Source organism: Paraburkholderia gardini (assembly GCF_907164575.1).
Lineage (GTDB): Bacteria > Pseudomonadota > Gammaproteobacteria > Burkholderiales > Burkholderiaceae > Paraburkholderia > Paraburkholderia gardini.
Genome location: NZ_CAJQYY010000019.1, coordinates 109,442 through 132,190 on the forward strand (window position 1 = coordinate 109,442; position 22,749 = coordinate 132,190).

Genomic DNA, 22,749 nt, shown 5'->3' on the forward strand with positions numbered 1-22,749 from the left:
GAACGATGCAACCGGCGTGATCGTCCACGGGATGAAGACACGTGCAGGAAGCGGGGAACACAGGGCGATTACGTTGTTTTTGGGACCGAAACTGGAGACTTATATGAACATCAAGATTCAAAAGCTGTTGCCGATCAGCGCTGCGGCGATGCTGTTCGCGACGTTGGCAACATCGGCTGCAGCCGACACGATCGTCAAGATCGGTCACGTTGCACCGCTGACGGGCGGTATCGCCCACCTGGGTAAGGACAACGAAAACGGCGCACGTCTGGCAGTTGAGGAAATCAATGCAAAGGGCCTGACGATCGGCGGCCAGAAAATCACGCTCGAACTGGATGCGCAGGACGACGCAGCTGACCCACGTACGGCTACGCAGGTCGCACAGAAGCTGGTCGACGACAAGGTTGTGGCAGTGGTGGGCCACCTGAACTCGGGCACGTCGATCCCGGCATCGAAGATCTACAGCGATGCGGGCATCGTGCAGATCTCGCCGTCGGCAACGAACCCGGCTTACACGCAACAGGGTTTCAAGACGACCTACCGCGTCGTTGCAACCGATGCGCAACAAGGTCCGGCGCTGGCTAACTACGCAGCCAAGGGCATGAAAGTGAAGAGCGTCGCGATCGTCGACGACTCGACCGCTTACGGCCAGGGTCTCGCCAACGAATTCGAAAAGACCGCCAAGTCGCTGGGCATGAACGTGATGTCGCATGACGCGACGAACGACAAGGCTGTCGACTTCCGCGCGATTCTGACGAAGATCAAGGGCGAAAACCCGGACGCGATCATGTACGGCGGTATGGATGCAACCGGCGGCCCGTTCGCCAAGCAAGCCAAGCAGCTTGGCCTGCGCGCGAAGGTGCTGGCGGGTGACGGCGTGTGTACCGACAAGCTGGCGGACCTCGCCGGTGAGGCCACGGACAACATCGTCTGCTCGGAAGCCGGTATGGCGCTCGAGAAGATGGCTGGCGGTGCAGCGTTCCTCGCCAAGTATCAGAAGCGTTTCGGTCAGCCGATCCAGATCTACGCTCCGTTCACGTATGACGCTGTGTACATCATTGTCGACGCGATGAAGCGTGCGAACTCGACGGATCCGGCAAAGATCCTGGCAGAAATGCCGAGCACCGACTACAAGGGTGTGATCGGCGAAACCACGTTCGACTCCAAGGGCGACCTGAAGCACGGCGTGATCTCGCTGTACAACTACAAGGCAGGCAAGAAGACGCTGCTCGACGTAGTGAAGATGTAATACCGGCGTTCGATGTGGGCCAGGCTTGCCTGGTCTCACGCGAAGTCATGAAAGGCACGCGAAGCGCAAGTTTCGCGTGCTTTTTTCATGGTGCGATGAACCGGATGCGTGCGAATGACGACGTGAGAGCGTGACGAACAACAGCTAGCCGCCGGCAATCAGATTTTCAGCCAGCGCAGCACCCTGGGGCCGACGATCGCCACGAGCGCCGCGCACAGCGCGACCACCGAAAGGCCGATCGGCAGGCTCGTCACCTGCGTGACACCCCCGATCACAACCGGTCCGAGCAGCAACCCGAAGTACGCGAGCCCCGCGACGTGCGCGAGCCCTTCGGCCGCGTGGACGCCTTCGACGCGCGCGGCCGCCGCGAACAGCACCGGCATCATGTTCGCGAGCCCGAGACCCATTAGCGTAAAGCCAGTTAGCGCGGCCACCGGGTATGGCAGCAGCAGTGCGCCGATCATGCCGGCGCACGCGAGCGATGCGCTCGCCATGATCAGTTGCGGCGCGCCAAAACGCGCACGCACAGCGTCGCCCGCGAAGCGCGCGGCGGCCATGCCGCCCGAAAACGCGGCGTATGCCGCGCTTGCGACGGCCGGCGTCGACAGCACGACGTCGCGCATATAGACCGTCGCCCAGTCGTACATCGCGCCCTCGGCCACCAGCGCGATCAGCGCGATGCCACCCAGTGCCCACAACGCCGGCGAGCGCCAGCGGTTCACGCGCGGCGTGCCGGCGTCGGCCCGTTCGTGATGTGGCACGTGCGGCAGCACGGCGGGACACGCAACCACCAGCACCAGCGCGCACAGCCCGCCCGCGAGCAGCAGATGCACCGCCGGCGCCATGCCCCACGACAGCACCGCGCCACCCACCACCGCACCGGCCATCCCGCCCACGCTGAACACGCCGTGCAGCGACGACATGATCGGCCGCGCCAGTGCTTCCTCGACCGCGCTGGCTTCGGCGTTCATGGCCACATCGAGCGTCGCCATCGCCGCGCCGAACGCGGCCAGCACGGCCAGCAACATCCAGTACATCGGCACGACGAGAATCAGCATCCCGGCAAACGACATCGCAAGCCCGCCGGTCAGGCACGCTCGCCGTGTGCCGACGCGCGCGATCCATTTCGCATTGGTCGCCATCGCGACGATCGATCCGACCGCGACGGCCAGCAGCGCGAAAGACAGCATCGCCGGATTCAGGTGGAAACGGTCGCGCACGGTAGGCACGTGAACACCCCACGAGCCGTACATCATGCCGGCGACGAAGAAGAGCGCCATCGTTGCATAGCGTGCGCGCTCGCGCGCGGCGTCCGGCAGACTGCTGTGGGCGGCGGGCGGGGTGGCGAAAGCGGAAGGACGGTCGGACACGGAATTTCCGTTCTGAAAGAGAAAGCGCGCTGAAAGCGAAATGACGATTCTATCGAAGCAGGCGGACCCGCGTGTGAATCCGCTGAACTACTATCTACTTCCATGTCGATCCGCCGGCACGTGTTGAAACCGGTGCGCCGGCGGTTTTCACGCCCCTTCCGGAGGTCGTCCGCTTGAATATTCCCGCACACGCGCCGCTGCATCTGCTTCATCAGGTCGCCGTCGGCACCCTGGCTACGCGCGCGCGCCAGCCTCAAGGGTATCCCTATCCGACCGTACTGCCGTTCGCACCCGATGCGAATCACCGGCCGACGATCCTCGTCAGCCGGCTCGCGGAACACACGCGGAATCTGCAGGCCGACCCGCGCGCCGGGTTCCTGGTCGTGCACGCGCCCGAAGGCGATGTGCTGAACAGTCCGCGCGTCACGCTGCTCGGGACCTTCGAAGCGGTCGATCCCACGCCGGAACGCGTGCAGCGCTATCTGCGTTATCACCCGGACGCTGAACAGTATCTGACGCTTGGCGATTTCACGTTCTGGCAGATGTCGCTGGAGCGGATACGCTATATCGGCGGCTTTGGCGCGATGGGCTGGCTCGACGCGGGCGATCTCGACCCGCTCGATCCACTCTCACCGGATGAAGAATCCGCGTTGACGGAATTCTTCGATCACCATCCGGGGCGCGGCGGCGAACTCGACCTCGCGGGTATCGATCGTTACGGCGCCGACCTGAAAATCGGCGGCCATCGCACGCGCTTTATGTTCGACGCGCCGAAACTGGATTCCGCCAGCTTGCACGACGCGCTGGCGGACTGCATCGAGCGACACGCCGATTAAATGCCTTGTTTCGGGAAAACACCTAAACAAGCGGTTTGAAGGTTGGTGACCGCACCATTGTTTACCTTGATACCGGGGAAAGTTCCCATGGGATGAGATGTTGCGGTTAAATATCTGGACTTATTTTCATGATTTGAGAAGTAATCGTGATATTCATGAGATGACTCGCAATTTTCTTCAGTGAAATATGAATTGCTGCCAAATGCCAGATTCGTGAACGTGAAGGCAACACGTGAAGTATTCTGAAACGGACAATAATAATTTTCTTCAACGGCTTTTCTCCTGTTTCTATTTTGTGTTAATCTCGCCAGCAAAATTCCGAGGCATGAACATCTACTTACAGCGAGCAGGCAAAAGACCGGCCGCCAATTAACCGAACCACAAGGGAATCTATGTCTTCGTACAAGGAACTACTCGCTCAGCGAGAGAAGCTGGAAAAGCAGATCGAAGAAGCGAAGTCGCGTGAATATGCGGAAGTGCTGAACGAAATCAAGCAGAAAATGGCTGACTACGGTATTACGCTTGCCGAGCTCGGCGGCGGTCGTGGGAAGGCTGCAAAGGTTGGTCGTCCGCGCGCTGGCGTGGCGCCGAAATATCGCGATCCGGATAGCGGCAGCACCTGGTCCGGCCGTGGCAAGCCACCGCGCTGGATTGCAGGCAAGGACCGCGAAAAGTTTCTGATCGCACGATAGGCACATCCTGTTTCGATCCGTTGCCATGCAGCGTCCGAATCGCTAAACGATTGCCGCACCGGGAAAACCGCGCTACCGCAAGGAGTGCGGTTTTTTATTGCCCGCGTTTTGACGCACCGCTCACACGCTACGCTGCTGGTATTCCTCAGGCGATCGGAATACGAATGCTTCGTGTTTTTATAACCGGCTGATTTGAAAGGGAAATTTTTATAATTAACTTCCCTGTCACGCGATGCCCGGTAAAATGAACACGTTCAATATTTTCCTTTCATTTTGTATGCCGCTCACCGCCGTCGATTCTTCCGCGGAAAAGCATCAGGTTGCACGCCGGAGCACGTTCGTCAGTATCGTGCTCAATGCCGTGCTGATGTCGTTCCAGATTACGATTGGTGTGATTGCCCATTCGCAGGCGCTCGTTGCGGACGGCGTGCATTCGCTCGCCGATCTGGTTTCCGATTTCATCGTCCTGCTCGCGAACCGGCATAGCGGCGCGAAACCCGACGCCGATCACAATTACGGGCACAGCCGCTATGAAACCGTGGCGTCGCTGTTTCTCGGCGGATTGCTGATCGCTGTGGGCGTTGGCATGTTGTGGCGTGCCGGAACGCGTCTCGCCAGTCTCGACGATATTCCGGCCGTCCATATCAGCGCGTTCGTCATCGCGGTGGTGGTGCTCGTTTCGAAGGAAAGCCTCTTTCACTACATGTTGCGCGAGGCGAAGCGCGTGCGCTCGGCCATGCTCATCGCCAACGCGTGGCACGCGCGCTCGGACGCGGCGTCGTCGCTGGTCGTCGCGCTCGGTATTCTCGGAAGCCTTGCGGGTGTGCGTCTGCTCGATCCGATCGCGGCGGCGATCGTCGGCTTCATGGTTGCCCGCATGGGCTGGGTATTCGGCTGGGAGGCGCTCCAGGATCTGTCCGACCGCGCACTCGACGAAGCCTCCGCCGACGACGTGCGCGCGCTCCTGATGGCCACGCCCGGCGTGCGTGACGTGCACGAACTGCGCACACGCAAGATGGGCGATTTCGCGCTCGTCGACGCGCACATTCTGGTCGATCCGGGCATTTCGGTTTCGGAAGGGCATTACATCGCTGAATCGGCGCGCATCCGGGTGCTGAAAGACCAGCGCGTGCTCGATGCGCTGATTCATGTCGATCCCGAAAACGATGCCCTCGCGAGGCCGCCGGTCAATCTGCCGCCGCGCGCGCAGATCGTCACCGAAATCGAAGCGGCGTTTGCGGCGCATCAGATGAAGCCACAGGCGATCAATCTTCACTATCTCAGTACAGGACTGGATGTCGAGGTGACGTTGCCTCCCGCTACCGACGACGGTCATGTCTCGGAGGGTGTCGAGCTTGCCGGATCGCTCGATCTGGCCGGCCTGAAGCGCAGGCTCGGCGCGCGAAGGTTGAGCGTCGCGCGGGCGCTGACGGTGGTCGATGCGTCAGCGGCACCATCGGGCGCATCGGTGGCGCCGGACGCGCAACCTCTCGAACACGAGCGTCACGACGCGGATTGAAGCGGCCAATACCGCCCCGCACATGAGTGCAATCCGCGCGTCGCGATGCGACGATCAGTTCAATGGCGCGGTGGTCGACGCGCGTTTAAAGCGGCAATTGCGTATCGAACTTGATTTCGCGCAACACGACGCTCGTACGCACCTGCGCGACGGCGGGAATCTTGAAGATGCGCTCATGCAGAAACGCGTCGTACGCCTTGATGTCGGGCGCCACGATTTTAAGGATGTAGTCGGATTCGCCGGTTGTGCTGTAGCACTCGGTGACTTCGGGGCAGGTAGCGATCTCACGCTCGAACTGTTCGACGCCGCCTTCCGTGTGGCGCGTGAGATGGATGTGCGCAAGTGCGCAGACGTGCAGACCGAGTTTTTCGCGATCGAGTAGCGCGGTGTAGCGCTGGATCACGCCGGACTGTTCCATATCCTTGATCCGGCGCCAGCACGGCGTGCTCGACAGCCCGACCTGATCGGAGATTTCCTGCACGGAACGGCGTGCATCGAGCTGCAAGAGGCGCAGGATTTTTTGCGAGAACGTATCGAGTGTCAACTGCGCCTCCGTTTTTGCGTCGCCATGTCCCTGAATCTGAATGGTAGAGGTCGCAAAAACGAAACGCAATGTAAAACGCGCTTGACGAGGGAGATTACCTAATTTGCCGGTTCACCGGCGACGTTTTGTCCTGAGGCGTCCCTATCAGCGGCTTGCGCGGCGGATTGTTGCGCGGCGCGCAATTCCGCCAGCATGTTGCAGAAAAGCGCGCCCTGTTCGATCGCGTCGTCCAGCGCGACATGCGTGTGCGGGTGGTCGTCGAACCAGTGCTTCGGAAAGCGTGGCTTGATGCACTTGCGGTACGGCAGCCCCGTCATCGCGAACGCGAGCGTCTTGATATCGAGCGCGGACCACGAGAAGGGACAGCGCCCCGTGAAGCGCATCATGTACCAGAACATGAACGTGAAATCGAAGCCCGCCGGCATCGCGACGAACACGGGCTTGCCGGGCAGCGCCTCGACCCATTCGACGTAGGCATTGAGCGCCGAGTCGGGTTGCTGCAGGTCCTTGCGGCATGCCGCCCATGCGTCCGGCTGGGTTTGCCACCACGCGGCCTGCACCGGATGCGGCGCCGCGCCTTCCAGCAACGCCAGGTTCGCGGAAAATGTGGCGATCAGCTTTTTGTCGGCGGTGTAGGCCGCCGAGGCGAAACTCAACATGGAATGCGGACCGGGAATCGGGCCGTCCGCTTCGACATCCGTGCTCACATAGATTTCGGCGGTCATGCGTTGGCTCCGTCCGCGACGTACGGATTCGTGCGGCGTTCGGCGCCGAACGTCGATGTTGGCCCGTGACCGGGCACGAATGTCACGTCGTCGCCGAGCGGCCAGAGTTTTTCGCGGATCGCGCGAATCAGGTCGCCGTGATTGCCGCGTGGAAAATCGGTGCGGCCAATCGAGCCGGCGAACAGCACATCACCGACGATCGCAAGCCGATGCCCGCGGCTGAAGAAGATCACATGGCCCGGCGTATGCCCCGGGCAGTGGTACACCTCGAGCGTTTCATTGCCAAAGCTCACCGTTTCGCCGTCCTGCAGCCAGCGGTCGGGCACGAACGCCTGCGCTGCGGGAAAGCCGAAGCGCGCGCTCTGTGCCGGCAGCTGGTCGATCCAGAAGCGCTCGTCTTCGTGTGGCCCCTCGATCTTCACGCCGTAATGATCGGCCAGCGTTTTCGCGCCGGCGCAGTGGTCGATATGGCCGTGGGTAAGCAGCACCTTTTCGACCGTCACGTTCTGCCGCTCGACCTCCCGCTGGATGATGTCGAGGTCGCCGCCAGGGTCGACCACAGCAGCGCGCCCGGTCGCTTCGCAAACAAGCAGCGAGCTGTTCTGCTGGAACGGGGTGACAGGAATCAGGGTGACTTTCATAAGGACGCGGGCCGCTGCAAAAGCCCGATTGTACCGGCCGCCGGAAGTCGCCGCCGCCCGGCCAGACGGCATATCGACAATGCCCATTTTTACATCCATAGTGAAAATGAATGACGGATCGGGGTGGTCCAGGGCGCCAACAATGTGTTTTGGGTATAATGAGTACATCATGCACGGAAGCCGTGCTGTCAATTGGCGATATGTCACCCTTTTTTGAGCGGGTGTTTTTAATCGCCGTCAAGTTTGTGCCGTGCTGTTTTGACGGCAAATCAAGCATCGACTGAGGTCGATGCGCACGTCTTGTCCAGCCAGGCGCAACGCGTCTGCAACGGCCTAGCTGCCGTGCCGCTGGATGGGGCCTACGCCGCCGTTCCTGCCCGCCGTTTCTGGCGTGCAAGAACGTGATTGCCACGTTCGATGGCGGCTTGTGGGGTCTGGTCAGGCTGCCGGGGACAGGTTGCGCCAGACGTGAAAACTAACCGTGCGGTAGCGGCAGAGTATGTCGCATCCGGGCTTTCGAAGCTCTGCGCAAAAAGGCGCAGCGTTTTGCTTTGTCCTTGCCGCCGGAGTCGCAGGCAACTCGCAGCGATCGCGAGATGCGGCTCGACAATGTGAATACACGTCTTATGAACACTCGACTACCTCGACGTATCGGGAGTCTTTTGGCTTTTCTGGTCATGACCGGGTGCGCGATGCCACCTGGTCCGGCCACCCAGACCAGCGGCGCGCCGCTGGCCACGAAGGATGCGCGCACGGCCAGCAACGGCGTGCCGCAGTCGTTCGGTACGACTACGACCTTCGGCAAGCCGTCCGCTGATGGCGGCAAGTCGCTCGCCGATGCCACGCCGCTCGACGACAAGAGTCCCGACGTTTCGGACTTCCACCAGACCGGACGGGCCTCGTGGTACGGCCGCTTCTTCCATGGCCGCAAGACGGCCAATGGCGAGCGCTATAACATGCACGCGCTCACCGCGGCGCACAAGACGCTGCCGCTCGGTTCCTATGTCCGTGTGACGAATCCGGCGACGTCGCGCTCGGTCGTGGTTCGCATCAACGATCGCGGTCCGTTCGTGCGCGGCCGTGTGATCGATCTTTCGTATGCGGCTGCGACGGCGCTCAACATGGAGCACGTTGGCACCGCGCGCGTGACGATTGAAGGGTTGTCGCCGCAGGAAGCGCGCGCTGCGCTGAATAACGAAACGCTGGCCATGAATCCCTCCGGCGCGGACAAGTAAGCTGGAAGTACGGGTTCGTTGAACCTGTGTCAGCGAGTGAACGCTTCAACTAAGGGCCGCCACCGTGCGGCCCTTGATCTTTCCTGAGCGCAAGCGCGCGCGTGTACAGCGCGTTGCGCGATGTGCCCGTGATGGCGGCCGCCACTTTTGCGGCGCTGCTTACCGACATTTCTTCCATCAGGATGCTGAGCAGGGCATCGTGATCGGTCTCACCCGACGCTTCGCGCGGTGCGCCTTCCACCACCACCACGAACTCACCGCGCTGACGGTTCGGATCGGCCGCCAGCCACGTTGGCCCTTCGGCCAGGGTGCAGCGGTGTAGCGACTCATGTAACTTCGTCAGCTCACGTGCGATGAGCAGCCGGCGGCTACCGCCGAATGCTTCGGCGAGCGCCTCGACTGTTTCGACGATGCGATGCGGCGCTTCGTAAAACACCAGCGCGTAAGGGTGAGCGGCAAGTTCGGCGAGCGCGGCTGCGCGCTGCTTTGCCCTGGGCGGCAGAAAGCCGATAAACGAGAACGTGGCAACCCAGTCGCCTGCGGCGCTCAGTGCCGTGGCAAGCGCGCTGGCGCCTGGCAGTGGAATGACGGGATAGCCGGCTTCGCGCACCGCATCGACGAGTTTTGCGCCCGGGTCCGAAATGCCGGGCGTGCCCGCGTCCGACACGCAGGCTACGCGTTCGCCCGCCTGCAGATGCTCGATCACGCGGTGCGCGGCGGCGCTTTCGTTGTGCTGATGCACGGCAATGAGCGGCTTCGAGATGCCGTAGCGCGCGAGGAGCTGGCCGGTGTTGCGTGTGTCTTCGGCGGCGATGCGGTCCACGAGTCCAAGCACGTGCAGTGCGCGCACCGTGATGTCGGCCACGTTGCCGATCGGTGTCGCGACCACATACAGCGCGGCGGCAGGATATTGCTGCCCTTGCGCAAGTTCGGTGAGAGGAGTCATGAAGCAGAAGACACAGACAGACGAAGCAAGGCCGACATTGTGCCACGCGCAGCCCCAGGTTCCGGGGCACACGCGTGAACACACCGGTGCGCCCCGCGCCGTGGACAACTTTTCAGGATACCAGCGGTCCAATGTCGTCGGAGCGGCATTCGAAGCGCACGCGCTCACTTTCCTGCAGCGTCAGCGTCTGCGCTTCGTTGCGCGCAACGTGTTGTGTCGAGGCGGCGAGATCGACCTCGTGATGCGTGATCGCGATGGCACGCTGGTGTTCGTCGAGGTTCGCGCGCGCAGTCAGCGGCGCCATGGCGGCGCGGCGGCGAGCGTCGGGTGGCAGAAGAAGCGGCGTATCGTGCACGCTGCGCAGCACTATCTGGCAACGCGCACGTCAGGTACTGCGGCGTGCCGGTTCGACGTGGTTGCATTCGAAGCCGGGCGGCTTGTGTGGTTGCGCGATGCGTTTCGCGCCGACGAAGTGTGAGCTAACGTTCTGATTGCGCGCCTGAGTACGCTAAACTTGCGAACGCGTGCGGGTTGCCATCGTTTTGCACGATGTCGCGCCCATGATGGTTGTCCCCATCGCATGCGTTGACCGGATTGCCGGAATCATGTGACGCGTGCATCCCTGCGTGCCTCGATGCAGGCTAAATTTGCAGTACAAGATAGAGACTCGATGTCAGTCGAACGCATTCAACAACACTTCCGTGATAGCGCGGCAGTCAAGCTCGAAGCACTCGAAACATTGTCGATGCCGATCGCCGCGGCGGTCGATACGATGTTCACCGCGCTTGCCAACGGCAATCGCATTCTTGCGTGTGGCAACGGTGGCTCGGCGGCGGACGCGCAGCACTTCGCCGCGGAACTCATCGGTCGCTTCGAACGCGAGCGGCCAGGTTTGCCGGCGATCGCGCTGAGCACCGATTCGTCGGTGATCACCGCGATTGCCAACGACTATTCGTTCGACCAGATTTTCTCGAAGCAGGTCCGCGCGCTGGGCCAGCCTGGCGACGTCCTGCTCGCGATCACCACGTCGGGCAATTCGGCGAACGTGCTCGCCGCCATCGACGATGCGCACGAGCGCGAAATGATCGTCGTCGCGCTCACGGGGAAAGGCGGCGGGCGCATGAACGAAATGCTTTCGGATACCGACATTCACATCTGCGTGCCGTCCGACAGAACGGCACGTATTCAGGAAGTGCATTTGCTGACCGTCCATTGTCTGTGCGATGGCATCGATGCCATGTTGCTGGGCGAAGACTAATCTAAGGGGAACAGGTTGATGAGCGCATTCCGCGTCAAGAAAACACTGGTGAGAACTGTCCTCGTGGTCGGTTTCGCGGCGGGACTCTCCGCGACGCTGCAGGGCTGCTTCCTGGCTGTGGCGGGCGCGGCGGGCGGCGGCGCGCTGGTGGCCACGGATCGTCGCACGCTGGGCGCGCAGACCGAGGATCGTGAGATTCAGGTGAAGGCGCTCACGCAGATCAGCGACAACGTGCCGGACTCGTCGCATATCAACGTGACCGTGTTCAACCGTCGCGTGCTGATTACCGGCGAAGTGCCGGACGACGCGTCGAAGCAGAAGGCCGAAGCCGTCGTGCGCAATATCAACAACGTGAACGCGATCGTCAACGAACTGGCGATTGCACCAGCAAGCTCGTACTCGTCGCGCACGAACGACACGTATCTGGAAGGCCGCGTGAAGACGGCGCTGATCGCCGAAAAGGGCATCTCGGCGAACAACTACAAGGTCGTCTGCGAACGGGGCAATATCTATCTGATGGGCCTCGTTACCGTCGACGAGGGCAACCGCGGTGCGGACGTCGCGAGTCGCGTGTCAGGTGTCACGCAGGTTGTGAAGGTGTTCCAGTACATCCTGCCGCAGGAAGCTGCCGCGGCCACTGCTGCAGCGGCCGCAGCGAGCGGGACGGATGCGGCGCAGCCGCCGGTCAACCCTCCGACCGTCGGCGCGGTGCCGGATTCGTCGGTCACTTCGCGTCCGCTCGACACACAGCCGCCGGCGCCCGTGATGAACTCGAATTCGGTGCATCCGGGTAATCCGAACGCGACCACGCCGTGAAGATGGCCGATCGCCTGATGCGCGGCGGACCGGCCGTGATCGCAGCGTGTGCTGGCGTCAGCCTTGCCGCGTCGCTTTTTGTGTCCGCACCCGCGCTCGCGGCCGACACGCCACGCGGGTTGACCGTCGCGCAGGGTAACGCGTGCATGGGATGCCACACCGTCGACCGCAAGCTCGTCGGGCCGTCGTTCCGGCAGATCGCGAGCAGGTACAAGGGCGACCCGCTCGCGACCACGAAACTCGTGAAGAAGGTGAAAGACGGTGGGTCCGGCGTCTGGGGCGCGATTCCGATGCCGGCTCATCCGTCGATGAGCGATGCGGATGTCCGCGCGGTGGTCGAGTGGGTGCTGGCCGGCGCGCCTTCGTCGAAATGACGGGGCGCAAGGCTGGTTGAAGGCGTCGCAAAACCGAAAAACGTTGTGCTAAAATCATGAGTCGTTGGGGCGGTAGCTCAGCTGGGAGAGCGTCGCGTTCGCAATGCGAAGGTCGTGAGTTCGATCCTCATCCGCTCCACCACTTAATACTCCAAGCAACTCCAGAGTAGTTTCCGAAACCCCGCAGCCAGCAAGGCTCGCGGGGTTTTTTATCGCCTATAATGGCCGGGATACTCCGATCAAATCCTTCCGAAGTTGGGGGTACTCTTTGGGGTATTAGCCTAACGCCGGAAGGTAATACCCCCATGGCCCTTGCCGATACAACGATCCGCAGCACCAAGCCCGGCGCAAAGCCTCGCAAACTTTTCGACGGCGGAGGGCTCTTCTTGCTGGTCGCCCCAACGGGCGGCAAGTTGTGGCGTCTTAAATACCGCTTCGACGGCAAGGAAAAGCTGTTGGCGTTGGGCGCCTACCCGGAAGTGAGCCTGAAGGACGCGAGGGAGCGGCGAGACGACGCCCGCAAGCAACTTGCGAAAGGTGCCGATCCTGGCGCAACCCGCAAGGCCGAGAAGGCCTCCAAGGTAGGGCGCGCGGCCGACTCGTTCGAGGTGATTGCCCGTGAGTGGTTTGCCAAGTTCAAGCCCGCGTGGGCCGAAAGCCATTCCAGCAAGGTCATCCAGCGGCTGCAAAACGACGTTTTCCCGTGGCTCGGAGCGCGACCGATTGCGGAGGTCACGGCCCCCGAACTGCTCACGGTGCTGCGCCGGATCGAGGAGCGGGGTGCACTCGACACTGCTCTGCGGGCAAAGCAGAACTGTGGGCAGGTTTTTCGGTACGCCGTGGCGACGGGGCGGGCCGAACGGGATCCCTCGGGCGACCTGCGGGGCGCCCTCGCGCCGGTCAAGCATGAAAATTTCCCCGCCCTCACCGACCCCGTGCAGGTTGCTGAACTCCTGCGCGCAATTGAGGCGTTCCGGGGCACGTTTATCGTCAAGTGCGCGTTGCAGGTGGCGCCCATGCTCTTCGTGCGACCCGGCGAACTCAGGACGGCGGAGTGGGCTGCCTTCGATCTAGACAAGGCCGAATGGCGCTATCTAGTCACAAAGACCAAGACAGAACACCTGGTTCCTCTGCCGGTGCGGGGGGGCGCAATCCTGCGCGACCTGCATGCGCTGACCGGGCAGCGGCGCTATGTGTTTCCGGGTCGTGATCCGCACAAGCCGATGAGCGGGGCGGCAATTAATGCGGCCCTGCGGCGTATGGGTTACGACACCAAGACCGAGATTACCGGGCACGGCTTCCGGGCAATGGCGCGCACGATCCTGCACGAGGAGCTTCATGTGAAGCCGGAGGTGATCGAGCACCAGCTTGCGCATAAGGTGCCTGACGCCTTGGGCACCGCCTATAACCGCACCCGATTTCTGGCCGAGCGTCGGGTCATGATGCAGCAGTGGGCCGACTATCTCGACCGGCTGAGAGGGGTGCCCAGATCATTCCGATCACCCTAAACGCGAACTAGTCGCGAGCAGTATTAAGTTACGGATGTTGCGCTTTGTCCGGTTCGCGGCATATAGTTCGTACTCCGATACATTTGAATCCGATTTGATCCGATCAAGCGGATGTCGGATGACTGGTTCGGGCTGTTCTGTGAGTCGAAGGAGAGCAGTCCGGCAGCCCTCCGGGCGCGGAGATTTACAGCCGCGCTGTTCATCAATGCATAAACCCGAGGAGAGCATGGATGTCGCCGGATAAGGAATACCGGGAGGCTTGGTATGTATCGTTGCAGATCGATGCCCTGCGTGCCGAACTGGAAAAAAAGGTGGTCACGGGCAGGTATGGTCGAGCGAGGCGCAAGCAGCTAGAGGCGCAACTGGCCACCAAGAGGAATCGCCTGACGCTACCGGCAAGTTACGGTGCCGCCGTGTGGCAAAGACGTGCAATAGGGCTGGTGCGCTTGGTACAAGCGCACCTGAACGGATATGGTGACGAGTTGTTATCGTTTCAGGAACTCGTCACGCTGGCGATGACTCTACCTGCCATGCCGGAAGAGCAAACGGTGGCGCGGTTTCTCAATCGAATGGGGTACCGTGGGAAGCTGGGGCGGCCCAAAAAAACATAACATTTTCAATGTGATAGCGCGCCACCGCGAGGTTTGTTTTTTCTAGGGTATCGAAGAGAGAATGTCGCCACGCTCCGCGATATTCCCAAACCGTGCGAACAAGGCCGATTTCCGGAGCTGGCTTTGTTCGCGGAGGCGAAAGCATGACAACCCGATCGCGCAACGTTCCAGCCGGCGCAAGGTGCCTTAGTCCCAAGCAGACCTATACTAAATTTTCCCGGCAGAAGAGCTGGCTCTGGGATCGCGTGAAAAACGATCCGACGTTTCCGCGTCCGTTGTATCTCGGTCCGCGTTCCCCTGTTTTTCTGGAGCATGAATTGGATGCTTGGCTCGAACACCATTTTGATTAAATTACTTAGGATTGCAAATGAACAAGTCATACATAGTCGACAATTCTGCGCGCGTGAAACTGAAAAGCTTCGCAGCGATCAAAGACGCCGCGGCCGTGCTGAAACCTTGGTTTGATGACCCCAAGACTCATGAGGCGGCAAACATGTGCATGATCGTCGCTCCCCTTGCTGGGCTCCTTCGCACCTCGGGGAAGGCCGGTGCCGAAGTTGAGGCCGCCGCAATGCTCCAGCAGCTCAGCGAAACCTCGAAGATTCCGCTTTCTGTACTGTCCACCTTCGCAGATGGCTCGGCAGCGATGCTCCGTTTCGCTGAAAGGGAGCGCCCGACCACTAATACGCGAGGGAAGAAACATGGATAACGCCTGTTTGAATACGGCGCTGGCCGCGCTCTCGTTCGGTTTGTGCGCCTATCCTGCTGCGGGCCACACGGACCTGAAGAACCCCAAGCGCCCGTTCGGCGCTTGGCGGGAATATCAGGCGAGGCGTCCTACACCTGCTCACCTCGTGGACATCTATAAGCACGAACACCTTTCAACCCTTGGGCTGGTGTGCGGCAAGATCAGCGGAGGGCTCGAATGCCTCGACTTTGATACAAAGGATGGGTATCTGCTTTTTCAACAGGCGACCGTGGGTTCTGATCTGAAGTCAGTGGTCTCCCGGATTGAGGCGGGATATTGCGAACTCTCCCCGAAAGGCGTGCACTTTCTGTACTTCTGTGAAGCAACCGGCCGCAACACGAAACTGAACGACAGGCTGAAAATCGAGACCCGGGGTGAAGGTGGCTTTGTGGTGATCGCGCCGAGCAGCTTTGCGCACGATAACGGTCTCAAGCACTACCGGCTTCAGTCGGGCGCACTTTCGTCCATTGCACGCATTTCCCCCGTCGAGCGTGAACAGCTGCATTCGTTCATCCGTGCGCTAGGTTCCCGGGAGAAGGTTCCGATCAATCCTGGCGCCGCCAGTGCTGCGGCGGGCAAGATCGCCGAGGGTGGGCGAAACAATGCCCTGACTTCGTTGGCAGGATCGATGCACAAGTGCGGCATGTCAGGGGAGGCGCTGGCCGCAGCCCTGCACGTCGAGAACAAAGCAAAGTGTGATCCGCCTCTCCCCGATCACGAAGTACAGGAAATTGTGCAAAGCATCATCAAGTATCAGCCCGGACAATCGATCGGAGCGGCCGCGCCGATCGCCTGGAAGACCCCCGCGTCCCTGCCGACGGGGATGCCTGCCGTGCCGCCATTCGATCCTGCGGTTCTGCTGCCTCCTGGCTTGAGCGACTGGGTCGGTGACACCGCTCACCGCTTGCAGTGTCCGCCCGACTACCCCGCGGTGGGTCTGTTGGTCGCCCTTTCGTCGGTGATCGGAGGGCGCCTTTGCATTCGCCCCAAGCAACTCGACACCTGGATGGTCACACCCAATCTCTGGGGCATGATCATTGGTCGCCCGAGCACACTGAAGTCGCCGGCGATCGCAGCGGCACTGACGCCCTTGAAGGAGCTCGAAGCCGCGGCGCAAGCGATCTATGAGACGGACATGATCAAATTTCAGGCCGCGCAAATGGCCTATGAGCTTGCACTCGGACAAACCAAGAAGCAGGCAACGAACAAGAACGGCGTAATGCAACAAGCCAGTCAGATCGCCGCCAACGTCGCTGGCGTTATGCAGCAACAGCCACCGAAGCCGAAGCGTCAGCGTTACGTCGTCAACGACGCAACCGTGGAAAAGCTGGGCGAGATCCTTGCCGAGAACCCCAACGGGGTGCTGTTGTTTCGGGACGAGCTAAAAGGCTTTCTGGCCGAACTCGACGGGGATGACAACGCGACCAAGCGGGCGTTTATCTTGCAGGCCTGGGAGGGCAACGGCGGCTACGATTTCGATCGCATCGGACGCGGTCACATTCACATTGAACGGACCATTCTCTCTGTGTTGGGCACCACACAACCCGGCGTCATCGAGGCCTACCTAGCTTCGGCATTGCGGGGCGGCGTTGGCGACGACGGCCTCATCCAGCGCTTCCAGCTCGCCGTCTATCCGGATGAGCCCGACTCGTCGGTGCTGGTCGACGCACATCCCAACCTTCAGGCGGCCGCCTTTATCTCGTCTCTGTTCAAACGGCTTGCACAACTCGACCCCACCAGCATTGGTGCGCACCGAGAAAATATCGACGGGCGTGACGGGCGCTGGTATTTGCATTTTACCCCGGAGGCGCAGCGCATTTTCAACGCCTGGTATCCCAAGCTCGTCAACCATACTAAACGTGCCGAACATGCCGCCATGTCGTCGCACTATGGCAAATACCGGAGCCTTGTTCCGTCCCTCGCCTTGATCTTTCATCTTGCCGTGGATGGCAATGGTCCGGTCGATGAAACGGCGTTGAACCTCGCATTGGGATGGGCAGCATACCTAAAAGCGCATGCCAAGCGGATCTACAACTATTCGATTCGCGGCGACGCACTGGCGGCGCACGCCTTGGGTGATGCGATCCGGGCAGGAAAGCTGCGAGACGGATTCTCGCTACGGGATCTTCAGCGAAAGAACTGGTCAGGTCTCCCGAGTCGCGACCGCTGTCAGCAAGCTATTGAAATTCTTGCCGAACTCGACTGGATTTTCGTAGAGCGTATTGAAAACAACGGAAAGATGACAGAGCGTTGTCGCATCAATCCCGCGTTGCTCGCAAAGCCGTAGAATCAGGGGATGTGTCAGTGTTGTCCGTGGATTTTGAAGGTTTCTCTAAAATAGTTAGGATTGCTGCTTTTATAAACTTCAGTATTTCCGGAATTGCGGCCCCTGAAGAGCACGGACAACACTGACGCTCCCGGTAGAGGCAAGACCATGAGCTTGCGAATCTTGATTGGGCGACCCGTACGTCGCGGCACCTGTAACCATCTCATCCATAACCACCACCGAGATTGAGCATGAGCGCATACGTCAAGCAGCTAAATAGCCTGATGGCGATGGACTCGCCGGTCAAATCTACACTACAGCAGCGATTCAAGGAGTGGTACGGACCACTGCCGGAAGTCGCGCGGAACCGGCCGTTTTCGATGGTCGAATTTGAGCGCGCTCTGGGGACGCAGGGAAAATATATCAGTGTGGTATTGCTCGAACTCGGCTGGCAGCGCAAGCGCCGATGGACTTCGCGAGGCCAGTATCACCGGTATTGGCTGCCGCCTCTGTAGCCGGCCGGCTAGGTCGGGTTCGTCGGGAGCACGATAATTTGCGTGTGAAAAGGGGGATGGGGCTGCGCCAGCTTTGACAGCTCTATCGACGAGCTCCGTCATTCGCTACGTTAGCGCCACAGCACCTTGCCGGCGAGGAGCTCCGCCGAATGTGCAAAGCCCGGTGGCGGTTCAGACTTTTGACCGTGTGCAATATTATCGCGCGCCACTTTCAACCGCTTGAATAGCGCGATGTCTTCATCCTCCAAATTCCTCCATACGCAGGCAGCGCACCAGACGAATTTGTCGAATAGGTTGGAGAGGGACCCCACCTGTGTTTTTATTAGGTTTGTGATCGAGGTTGAATGTGAAGCCTCGTTCGATAGCAACATAGTGGTTTGAGCTTGATGATCGATGCGTCCAAACACCGCCTGCGTCTCCACTTCAAGCGCCAGAAAGAAGTATAGAAATCTCTTTAGTGCATCATCCTCCCCCAAACCAAGGGTGAAGAGCCTGGCTGAGCGCTGGTTTAGAGCTGGCGCCTTTGTTGTTGCGTCCATCAACCTCTTTGAAAGTTCAGTCTGGCTCATGGGGTGCGACACATAGGCTTCGGCACGCATTTCCAGACGCGTGTCGTGGACCTGAGATCCGTCTGGGCACCTGCCAACGGATGCTCGACCGAGCTTCTTCAATGAAACATATCGCCCCGTGTCATTGAGCGCGCATGCCAAGGACGCAAGAACACTCGGGATTACGCGCTGCTCAAGCGAACTGAGTTCTTCTCTCACTTGCGGAAAGCAGTTGTATGTCGTGACACTGCTGTCTTCATGGCGCATGAGACGGCCCGCGGTGCAATCGAAGAACTGTGTGGGGCCGATTCCGATTAGAACGTACGGACCGTTCGACTTCACTCTCTGGCCCCACTCGGCCTCGGATTCATCAAAGTCCAGGCCAATTAGTGCACGGCAACCCGAATTGACACTTCGCGCGATCGAGATACGGTAGTCGGTTCCCGCGACGCGCGCTTTCAATGCCTCAGCGAAGTCGTCGGGAACGGCGACACCCCTAGCCTCAAAGACGGTTACACTCACGAAGCTGGCAACAAGGTCACCTTGTGCAAGGACTTCGCGGAAGCCCATAGCCTCTAATGCATGAATTGACAGGGAGATGGTCATATCGGTCGCGGAGGTCCGGCGTGCCCCTTTAAAAGTCTGCCACGGGATCTTTCCAATCATCCGGCATGACTATCTTTGCCTCGATACCCGCATGCTGCTCCAGCAGGAAGAGCAGATTGCTACCGCTCAACAGCTCGATCGGTTTGTTGTTGGCGAAGTCGAAGGCCGCCTTCCCATATCCACTCGTCGTGACAAGGATGCCCTTTGAAGCGCCTTCGTTTTGCATCGTGCCGAACAGATCGCGAACCGCGCTGACGCCGACGGTGTTCTTGTAACGCTTTGCCTGAATAACGACCTTACCCCCAAAAATCGGACGCGGATCGTAGGCGACGCAGTCCACGCCACCATCGCGAGAGGCCTGCGTGAGCTTCGTTTCGAGCCCCATCTTTTCGAAGAGGTTTGTGATTAACGACTCGAAATCGCTCGGCGTCAGATCCATGAGGTTGGCGCGTTGGTCAAGCGTCGATATGACGTCCCGTTCTTCAATGAAGCGCGGATCAACCATATTAAATTCGAGGATGGGTCTAACCGGTGCCAACTCTGCGGGACTCTTTGACAATGCGGCATTCAGCGTCCTGAGGCACGCCACAGGATCGACCTCACTCAGATGGAGGCTGTCGAAAATCTCACGGGTCGTCCGAACGGTAACAAGACACGGGCGGATGCGCCGACCCGATCCACGATCGATCGTATCCACGAATCCGTTGACGACGATTGATCCGACCTGGCCGTAATAGTCCACGGAAAACATTTCGTGCAGGACGCGGATGACCATCTGCGCCACTACTGACGTGTATAGCGCCTTTCGCTGGGCTTCCGGTCGCGCTGTCTCGGCGATTGTGTCGGAAGCTTTCACGTACTTGTACGCCTTCACGTCGGGTATGGCGCCATCGAATTCGGGAAGGTCAAACTCGACGACCAGCTGTTTCGATTCAGTGACGTAGGCGAGTTTGCCAGCGCCCTTGAATCCTTCCGGCAAATGCTGAAATGACTCGTTTTGAACGCGCTCGAACAATTCCTGGGTCACGTCGGGGACACCTTGCTCCAGGTCGGCCATCCATTTCTTCACCTCGGAGAGTCGTTCATTCTCGGCGGCTTTCAATTCAGCAACCATGCGAGCATGCTCGCTCCGCTTTTCCGCAATCGCCAGCTGCCGAGCCTCTTCATTCCGGGTGTAGTCGACTTCTTCCTGTGCAAACCTCTTCCGGGCTTCATCGAAGCGTTTGCGATATCCGGCTGCTACCCAAGGGAGCCAACCGATCAGCCAGCTGGGTTGATCGGGGCGCCACATTTGAGGTTTGGTCAACGCCCGGTCCAGCTGGCCCAGCGACAACGTGGGATATTCGCGTTCGGCCAGCATCTTCTTGAACTCGACCTTGAGCGGCTGGTTGACCCTCGCCACGAGGATGTTTTCAAGAGCAAATATCCTCTCGTCGAGCTCCTCGTTGAGCGAAGCCACTTCCTGCAATCTGGATTCGAAATAGTCCTGCTTGGCTTCTTTGGCCTGTCGCGCCACTTCGCGTTCGTACTCACGAGCGGCTCGCGCCCGAGCGCGTTCGGCCTGAGCGGAATAGTTCTGTGCCATAAGTGGTCCCCGGGATCGAATGATTCTTTTTGTGGTGGCAGATGCGCTGCGGGAAACATAATAACAATTGCAACTATTCCCTTGGGGGTGAAAACTCTGTGTGACATGCTGGAGGCCACCCCGCCCCCTGGCAGGTGGTCGGCCCCCTTGGGGGGTAGCCGACCATGGGACTTCTTTCCGTCCGATCGATCCCCGCATCTGCTTGCGGTGCGCGGCATATGTCCGTTGTCGCGAACGGTAACGCCCGGGCGGCTTGCATTTCCGGCAGCGGAGTAGGATTGGGGGTATGTTTGGGGGTATCTTTGAGATTAGAGTGTGAGAAGCCGTTGCCAGATATGGATTTTGTGGCGCAGTTCGATAGCCATCCGCTCCACCACCCAGGATTCACTCACCAGCACAGCATCAAAAAAACCCCCGACAGCCCATGGCTGTCGGGGGTTTTTGCATTTCATCCCCCGAATCCGGCAGCCCTGCGATATTCGCGCATACGTAAAAAATAGAATAGAGCGTCGAACTGCGTCAGCGCACCGCGTACTGCGTCGCCTCCTGGCTTCTATGCTTGGAATCGCAATGACTTCAATCAGATAAAGAGAGGAAAACGTATCTCTCCCTGTGAGAGAAATATCATGAAAATCCGCATGCAATATCATCTGGCCTGTCAGGAACAGGCACCCCGCGCCCACGCCACAGCGGCCGGCGCAGTACATTCATCGTGGTTCGCCCCGAACGCAAGCTGTGCCTGCGTGATTGCGTCCATCGCATCTGCGACGTTAAACCGCAGGGGGGCGGCTCGTTGCGAACGCGTTGACGCCGCACCATGCACGCTGGGCAAAACCGCTTCATCGCGGCATCGGGTCAGCCAGACATCGCATAACTGGAGGGCGGCGTCATGAATACCGTGAACGACGAACGTCTCGAACTCCTGCAGTCGATCGCCCACGAAACCCTGGGGATCTCTTTGCTGCAACCGACTGGCAAGCCGACCGAGGATTTCCGCATAATCAGCATCGAAAATCTCGCATGCGCGCTCGAAGCCGCGTACGACGCCGGATTGCTGGTCGGTGCTCAAATCGTGCGTGCCGCGAGCGAAACGCGCTGCAGCGAGTAACGAACAAGGCGGCCCGCACTGGGCCGCTTTTCCAGTTCGCGCTCCGGACCATCCGCTCAGCATTGGCATCGCGAGTACGGAAACGCAGCGCTTCGGGATGCCGTGCCATGCCCGATGCCGCCGACACGGCGCCCTACGAGCCAAAAGCCCAAGACACCGGCGCAATCGCTCCGCGCGTAACTGGTCGACGTGCGAATGGAAGAACGCGCCGTCGAGTCCCTCGCGGGACGCCTGACAGTCATTTATTTTACCCGGATGTTATTGCGTTTCATATTTTAACCCGGATATAATTTGTCGAATTCATCCAGTGAAGGGAGTTCGGCATGACCAGTCCAGTCACCTGCATCGCTTTCGAAGGCGTTCGCCGTATTGCATCTGGCGCGCTGAAAGACGTGGCGATTGCTGTGAAATCCGTCGTCGACCGGGGCGAAAGTGCGCCTGTGCTGATTTTCGACAGCGTGACGAGCCAGCCTGTCGAGTTCGATCTGCGCGGCTCGGTCGATGAAGTCATTGGTCGACTGCCAGGCGTGGAAGTAGCACCGCTGTCGGCTACGAACGAAGAAGCGCCGCGCGGACGCGGGCGCCCGAAGCTTGGTGTCGTCGCACGTGAGGTGACGTTGCTGCCGCGTCATTGGGACTGGCTCAACGGCCAGCCGGGCGGCGCGTCGGTTGCGCTACGCAGGCTGGTGGACGCAGCGCGTGCGGCAAATGAGGACCGCGATCACGCGCGTCGGGCGCAGGAGGCGACGTATCGGTTCATGACGGCGCTGGCCGGCAACCTGCCTGGATTCGAAGACGCAACGCGCGCGCTCTTTGCGAACGACCGCCCGCGTTTCGAAGATCTGACAGCGCAGTGGCCCGCTGACGTTCGCGATCACGCGCGGAGTCTGTCGGAGCCGGCGCTCCGTGCTTCAGCCTGAAACACGGTAGGGGAACGAAAGAAGGGAAAGAAACGAAGAACCCAAATCGGCATAGGGGACGGCCATGAGGCCGTACCCCTGCCACACCACCCGGCATGCGGGTCCGCACCGGGCGGTTCGGGAAGTTGA

24 protein-coding genes and 1 tRNA gene are annotated in these 22,749 nt (G+C 60.3%); 18 read left to right on the forward strand and 7 right to left on the reverse strand.

Annotated features, from left to right (window positions below):
- Positions 1 to 103: 103 nt before the first annotated feature.
- Positions 104 to 1,249: a branched-chain amino acid ABC transporter substrate-binding protein gene (locus tag LPA34_RS16975; RefSeq protein WP_228980191.1), complete on the forward strand. Its 1,146-nt coding sequence runs from the start codon at positions 104 to 106 to the stop codon at positions 1,247 to 1,249.
- 158 nt (positions 1,250 to 1,407) lie between these two features.
- On the opposite strand, the gene LPA34_RS16980 is transcribed toward LPA34_RS16975, so the two are convergent.
- On the reverse strand, positions 1,408 to 2,619 hold the full coding sequence (locus LPA34_RS16980) for an MFS transporter (RefSeq protein ID WP_228980193.1): 1,212 nt from the start codon (positions 2,617 to 2,619) through the stop codon (positions 1,408 to 1,410).
- Positions 2,620 to 2,792: 173 nt separating this feature from the next.
- On the opposite strand from LPA34_RS16980, the gene LPA34_RS16985 reads away from it, so the two are divergent.
- The 3 genes from LPA34_RS16985 to LPA34_RS16995 all read left to right on the forward strand — a co-directional run bounded on the left by LPA34_RS16985 (position 2,793) and on the right by LPA34_RS16995 (position 5,666).
- The gene (locus LPA34_RS16985; RefSeq protein ID WP_228980195.1) at positions 2,793 to 3,455 is read left to right on the forward strand and encodes a HugZ family pyridoxamine 5'-phosphate oxidase; all 663 of its coding nucleotides are present in this window, start codon (positions 2,793 to 2,795) and stop codon (positions 3,453 to 3,455) included.
- Between the two features lie 392 nt (positions 3,456 to 3,847).
- On the forward strand, positions 3,848 to 4,147 hold the full coding sequence (locus tag LPA34_RS16990; protein ID WP_090527228.1) for an H-NS histone family protein: 300 nt from the start codon (positions 3,848 to 3,850) through the stop codon (positions 4,145 to 4,147).
- Between the two features lie 277 nt (positions 4,148 to 4,424).
- The gene (locus LPA34_RS16995) at positions 4,425 to 5,666 is read left to right on the forward strand and encodes a cation diffusion facilitator family transporter (RefSeq protein ID WP_228980197.1); all 1,242 of its coding nucleotides are present in this window, start codon (positions 4,425 to 4,427) and stop codon (positions 5,664 to 5,666) included.
- 85 nt (positions 5,667 to 5,751) lie between these two features.
- On the opposite strand, the gene LPA34_RS17000 is transcribed toward LPA34_RS16995, so the two are convergent.
- From LPA34_RS17000 to LPA34_RS17010, 3 genes are all read right to left on the reverse strand, one after another.
- Positions 5,752 to 6,210, reverse strand: coding sequence for an Lrp/AsnC family transcriptional regulator (locus tag LPA34_RS17000; RefSeq protein WP_074263115.1), 459 nt, complete (start codon positions 6,208 to 6,210; stop codon positions 5,752 to 5,754).
- 98 nt (positions 6,211 to 6,308) lie between these two features.
- The gene (locus LPA34_RS17005) at positions 6,309 to 6,935 is read right to left on the reverse strand and encodes a 3'-5' exonuclease family protein (protein WP_228980199.1); all 627 of its coding nucleotides are present in this window, start codon (positions 6,933 to 6,935) and stop codon (positions 6,309 to 6,311) included.
- A complete protein-coding gene (locus tag LPA34_RS17010; RefSeq protein WP_228980242.1) occupies positions 6,932 to 7,576 on the reverse strand; it encodes an MBL fold metallo-hydrolase in 645 nt (214 codons plus the stop codon). Before LPA34_RS17010 ends, LPA34_RS17005 begins: the two co-directional genes overlap by 4 nt.
- 626 nt (positions 7,577 to 8,202) lie before the next feature.
- Here LPA34_RS17010 and LPA34_RS17015 point away from each other — a divergent pair.
- Positions 8,203 to 8,811 carry a septal ring lytic transglycosylase RlpA family protein gene (locus tag LPA34_RS17015; RefSeq protein ID WP_407672590.1) on the forward strand — a complete coding sequence of 203 codons (609 nt, stop codon included), beginning with the start codon at positions 8,203 to 8,205 and terminating at the stop codon, positions 8,809 to 8,811.
- 49 nt (positions 8,812 to 8,860) lie between these two features.
- Here the strand turns inward: LPA34_RS17015 and rsmI are convergent, their stop codons facing one another.
- Positions 8,861 to 9,757: a 16S rRNA (cytidine(1402)-2'-O)-methyltransferase gene (gene rsmI / locus LPA34_RS17020; RefSeq protein ID WP_228980203.1), complete on the reverse strand. Its 897-nt coding sequence runs from the start codon at positions 9,755 to 9,757 to the stop codon at positions 8,861 to 8,863.
- Here rsmI and LPA34_RS17025 point away from each other — a divergent pair.
- From LPA34_RS17025 to LPA34_RS17070, 11 genes are all read left to right on the forward strand, one after another.
- On the forward strand, positions 9,756 to 10,235 hold the full coding sequence (locus tag LPA34_RS17025; RefSeq protein ID WP_228980205.1) for a YraN family protein: 480 nt from the start codon (positions 9,756 to 9,758) through the stop codon (positions 10,233 to 10,235). The two genes, rsmI and LPA34_RS17025, sit on opposite strands and share 2 nt — an antisense overlap.
- A 192-nt stretch (positions 10,236 to 10,427) precedes the next feature.
- The gene (locus tag LPA34_RS17030; RefSeq protein WP_228980207.1) at positions 10,428 to 11,015 is read left to right on the forward strand and encodes a phosphoheptose isomerase; all 588 of its coding nucleotides are present in this window, start codon (positions 10,428 to 10,430) and stop codon (positions 11,013 to 11,015) included.
- 18 nt (positions 11,016 to 11,033) lie between these two features.
- Positions 11,034 to 11,831, forward strand: coding sequence for a BON domain-containing protein (locus tag LPA34_RS17035; protein ID WP_228980209.1), 798 nt, complete (start codon positions 11,034 to 11,036; stop codon positions 11,829 to 11,831).
- Positions 11,828 to 12,205 carry a c-type cytochrome gene (locus LPA34_RS17040; protein WP_407672591.1) on the forward strand — a complete coding sequence of 126 codons (378 nt, stop codon included), beginning with the start codon at positions 11,828 to 11,830 and terminating at the stop codon, positions 12,203 to 12,205. Before LPA34_RS17035 ends, LPA34_RS17040 begins: the two co-directional genes overlap by 4 nt.
- 66 nt (positions 12,206 to 12,271) lie before the next feature.
- Positions 12,272 to 12,347: transfer RNA gene (locus LPA34_RS17045), tRNA-Ala, on the forward strand.
- A 163-nt stretch (positions 12,348 to 12,510) separates the two neighbouring features.
- Positions 12,511 to 13,713 carry a tyrosine-type recombinase/integrase gene (locus LPA34_RS17050; protein ID WP_228980211.1) on the forward strand — a complete coding sequence of 401 codons (1,203 nt, stop codon included), beginning with the start codon at positions 12,511 to 12,513 and terminating at the stop codon, positions 13,711 to 13,713.
- 230 nt (positions 13,714 to 13,943) lie between these two features.
- Positions 13,944 to 14,324 carry a hypothetical protein gene (locus tag LPA34_RS17055; RefSeq protein ID WP_228980213.1) on the forward strand — a complete coding sequence of 127 codons (381 nt, stop codon included), beginning with the start codon at positions 13,944 to 13,946 and terminating at the stop codon, positions 14,322 to 14,324.
- Between the two features lie 143 nt (positions 14,325 to 14,467).
- Complete coding sequence (locus LPA34_RS27090) at positions 14,468 to 14,674, forward strand: helix-turn-helix transcriptional regulator (protein ID WP_411179002.1); 207 nt, start codon at positions 14,468 to 14,470, stop codon at positions 14,672 to 14,674.
- 17 nt (positions 14,675 to 14,691) lie between these two features.
- Entirely contained in the window at positions 14,692 to 15,033 is a 342-nt protein-coding gene (locus tag LPA34_RS17060) for a hypothetical protein (RefSeq protein ID WP_228980216.1), read from the forward strand.
- Entirely contained in the window at positions 15,026 to 17,359 is a 2,334-nt protein-coding gene (locus LPA34_RS17065; RefSeq protein ID WP_228980217.1) for a DUF3987 domain-containing protein, read from the forward strand. Before LPA34_RS17060 ends, LPA34_RS17065 begins: the two co-directional genes overlap by 8 nt.
- 230 nt (positions 17,360 to 17,589) lie before the next feature.
- On the forward strand, positions 17,590 to 17,853 hold the full coding sequence (locus tag LPA34_RS17070) for a hypothetical protein (protein WP_228980219.1): 264 nt from the start codon (positions 17,590 to 17,592) through the stop codon (positions 17,851 to 17,853).
- Positions 17,854 to 17,963: 110 nt separating this feature from the next.
- Here LPA34_RS17070 and LPA34_RS17075 read toward each other — a convergent pair whose 3' ends face one another.
- Together LPA34_RS17075 and LPA34_RS17080 are read right to left on the reverse strand one after the other, a co-directional pair.
- Positions 17,964 to 19,007 carry a hypothetical protein gene (locus LPA34_RS17075; RefSeq protein ID WP_228980221.1) on the reverse strand — a complete coding sequence of 348 codons (1,044 nt, stop codon included), beginning with the start codon at positions 19,005 to 19,007 and terminating at the stop codon, positions 17,964 to 17,966.
- A gap of 28 nt (positions 19,008 to 19,035) precedes the next feature.
- Positions 19,036 to 20,592, reverse strand: a complete 1,557-nt coding sequence (locus LPA34_RS17080; RefSeq protein ID WP_228980223.1) for a restriction endonuclease — start codon at positions 20,590 to 20,592, stop codon at positions 19,036 to 19,038.
- Positions 20,593 to 21,481: 889 nt separating this feature from the next.
- Here LPA34_RS17080 and LPA34_RS17085 point away from each other — a divergent pair.
- Together LPA34_RS17085 and LPA34_RS17090 are read left to right on the forward strand one after the other, a co-directional pair.
- Positions 21,482 to 21,700 carry a DUF6900 domain-containing protein gene (locus tag LPA34_RS17085; protein ID WP_228980224.1) on the forward strand — a complete coding sequence of 73 codons (219 nt, stop codon included), beginning with the start codon at positions 21,482 to 21,484 and terminating at the stop codon, positions 21,698 to 21,700.
- A 323-nt stretch (positions 21,701 to 22,023) separates the two neighbouring features.
- Positions 22,024 to 22,620 (forward strand): DUF2239 family protein, encoded by a 597-nt coding sequence (locus LPA34_RS17090; RefSeq protein ID WP_228980226.1) that lies wholly within the window; start codon positions 22,024 to 22,026, stop codon positions 22,618 to 22,620.
- Positions 22,621 to 22,749 lie beyond the last annotated feature (129 nt).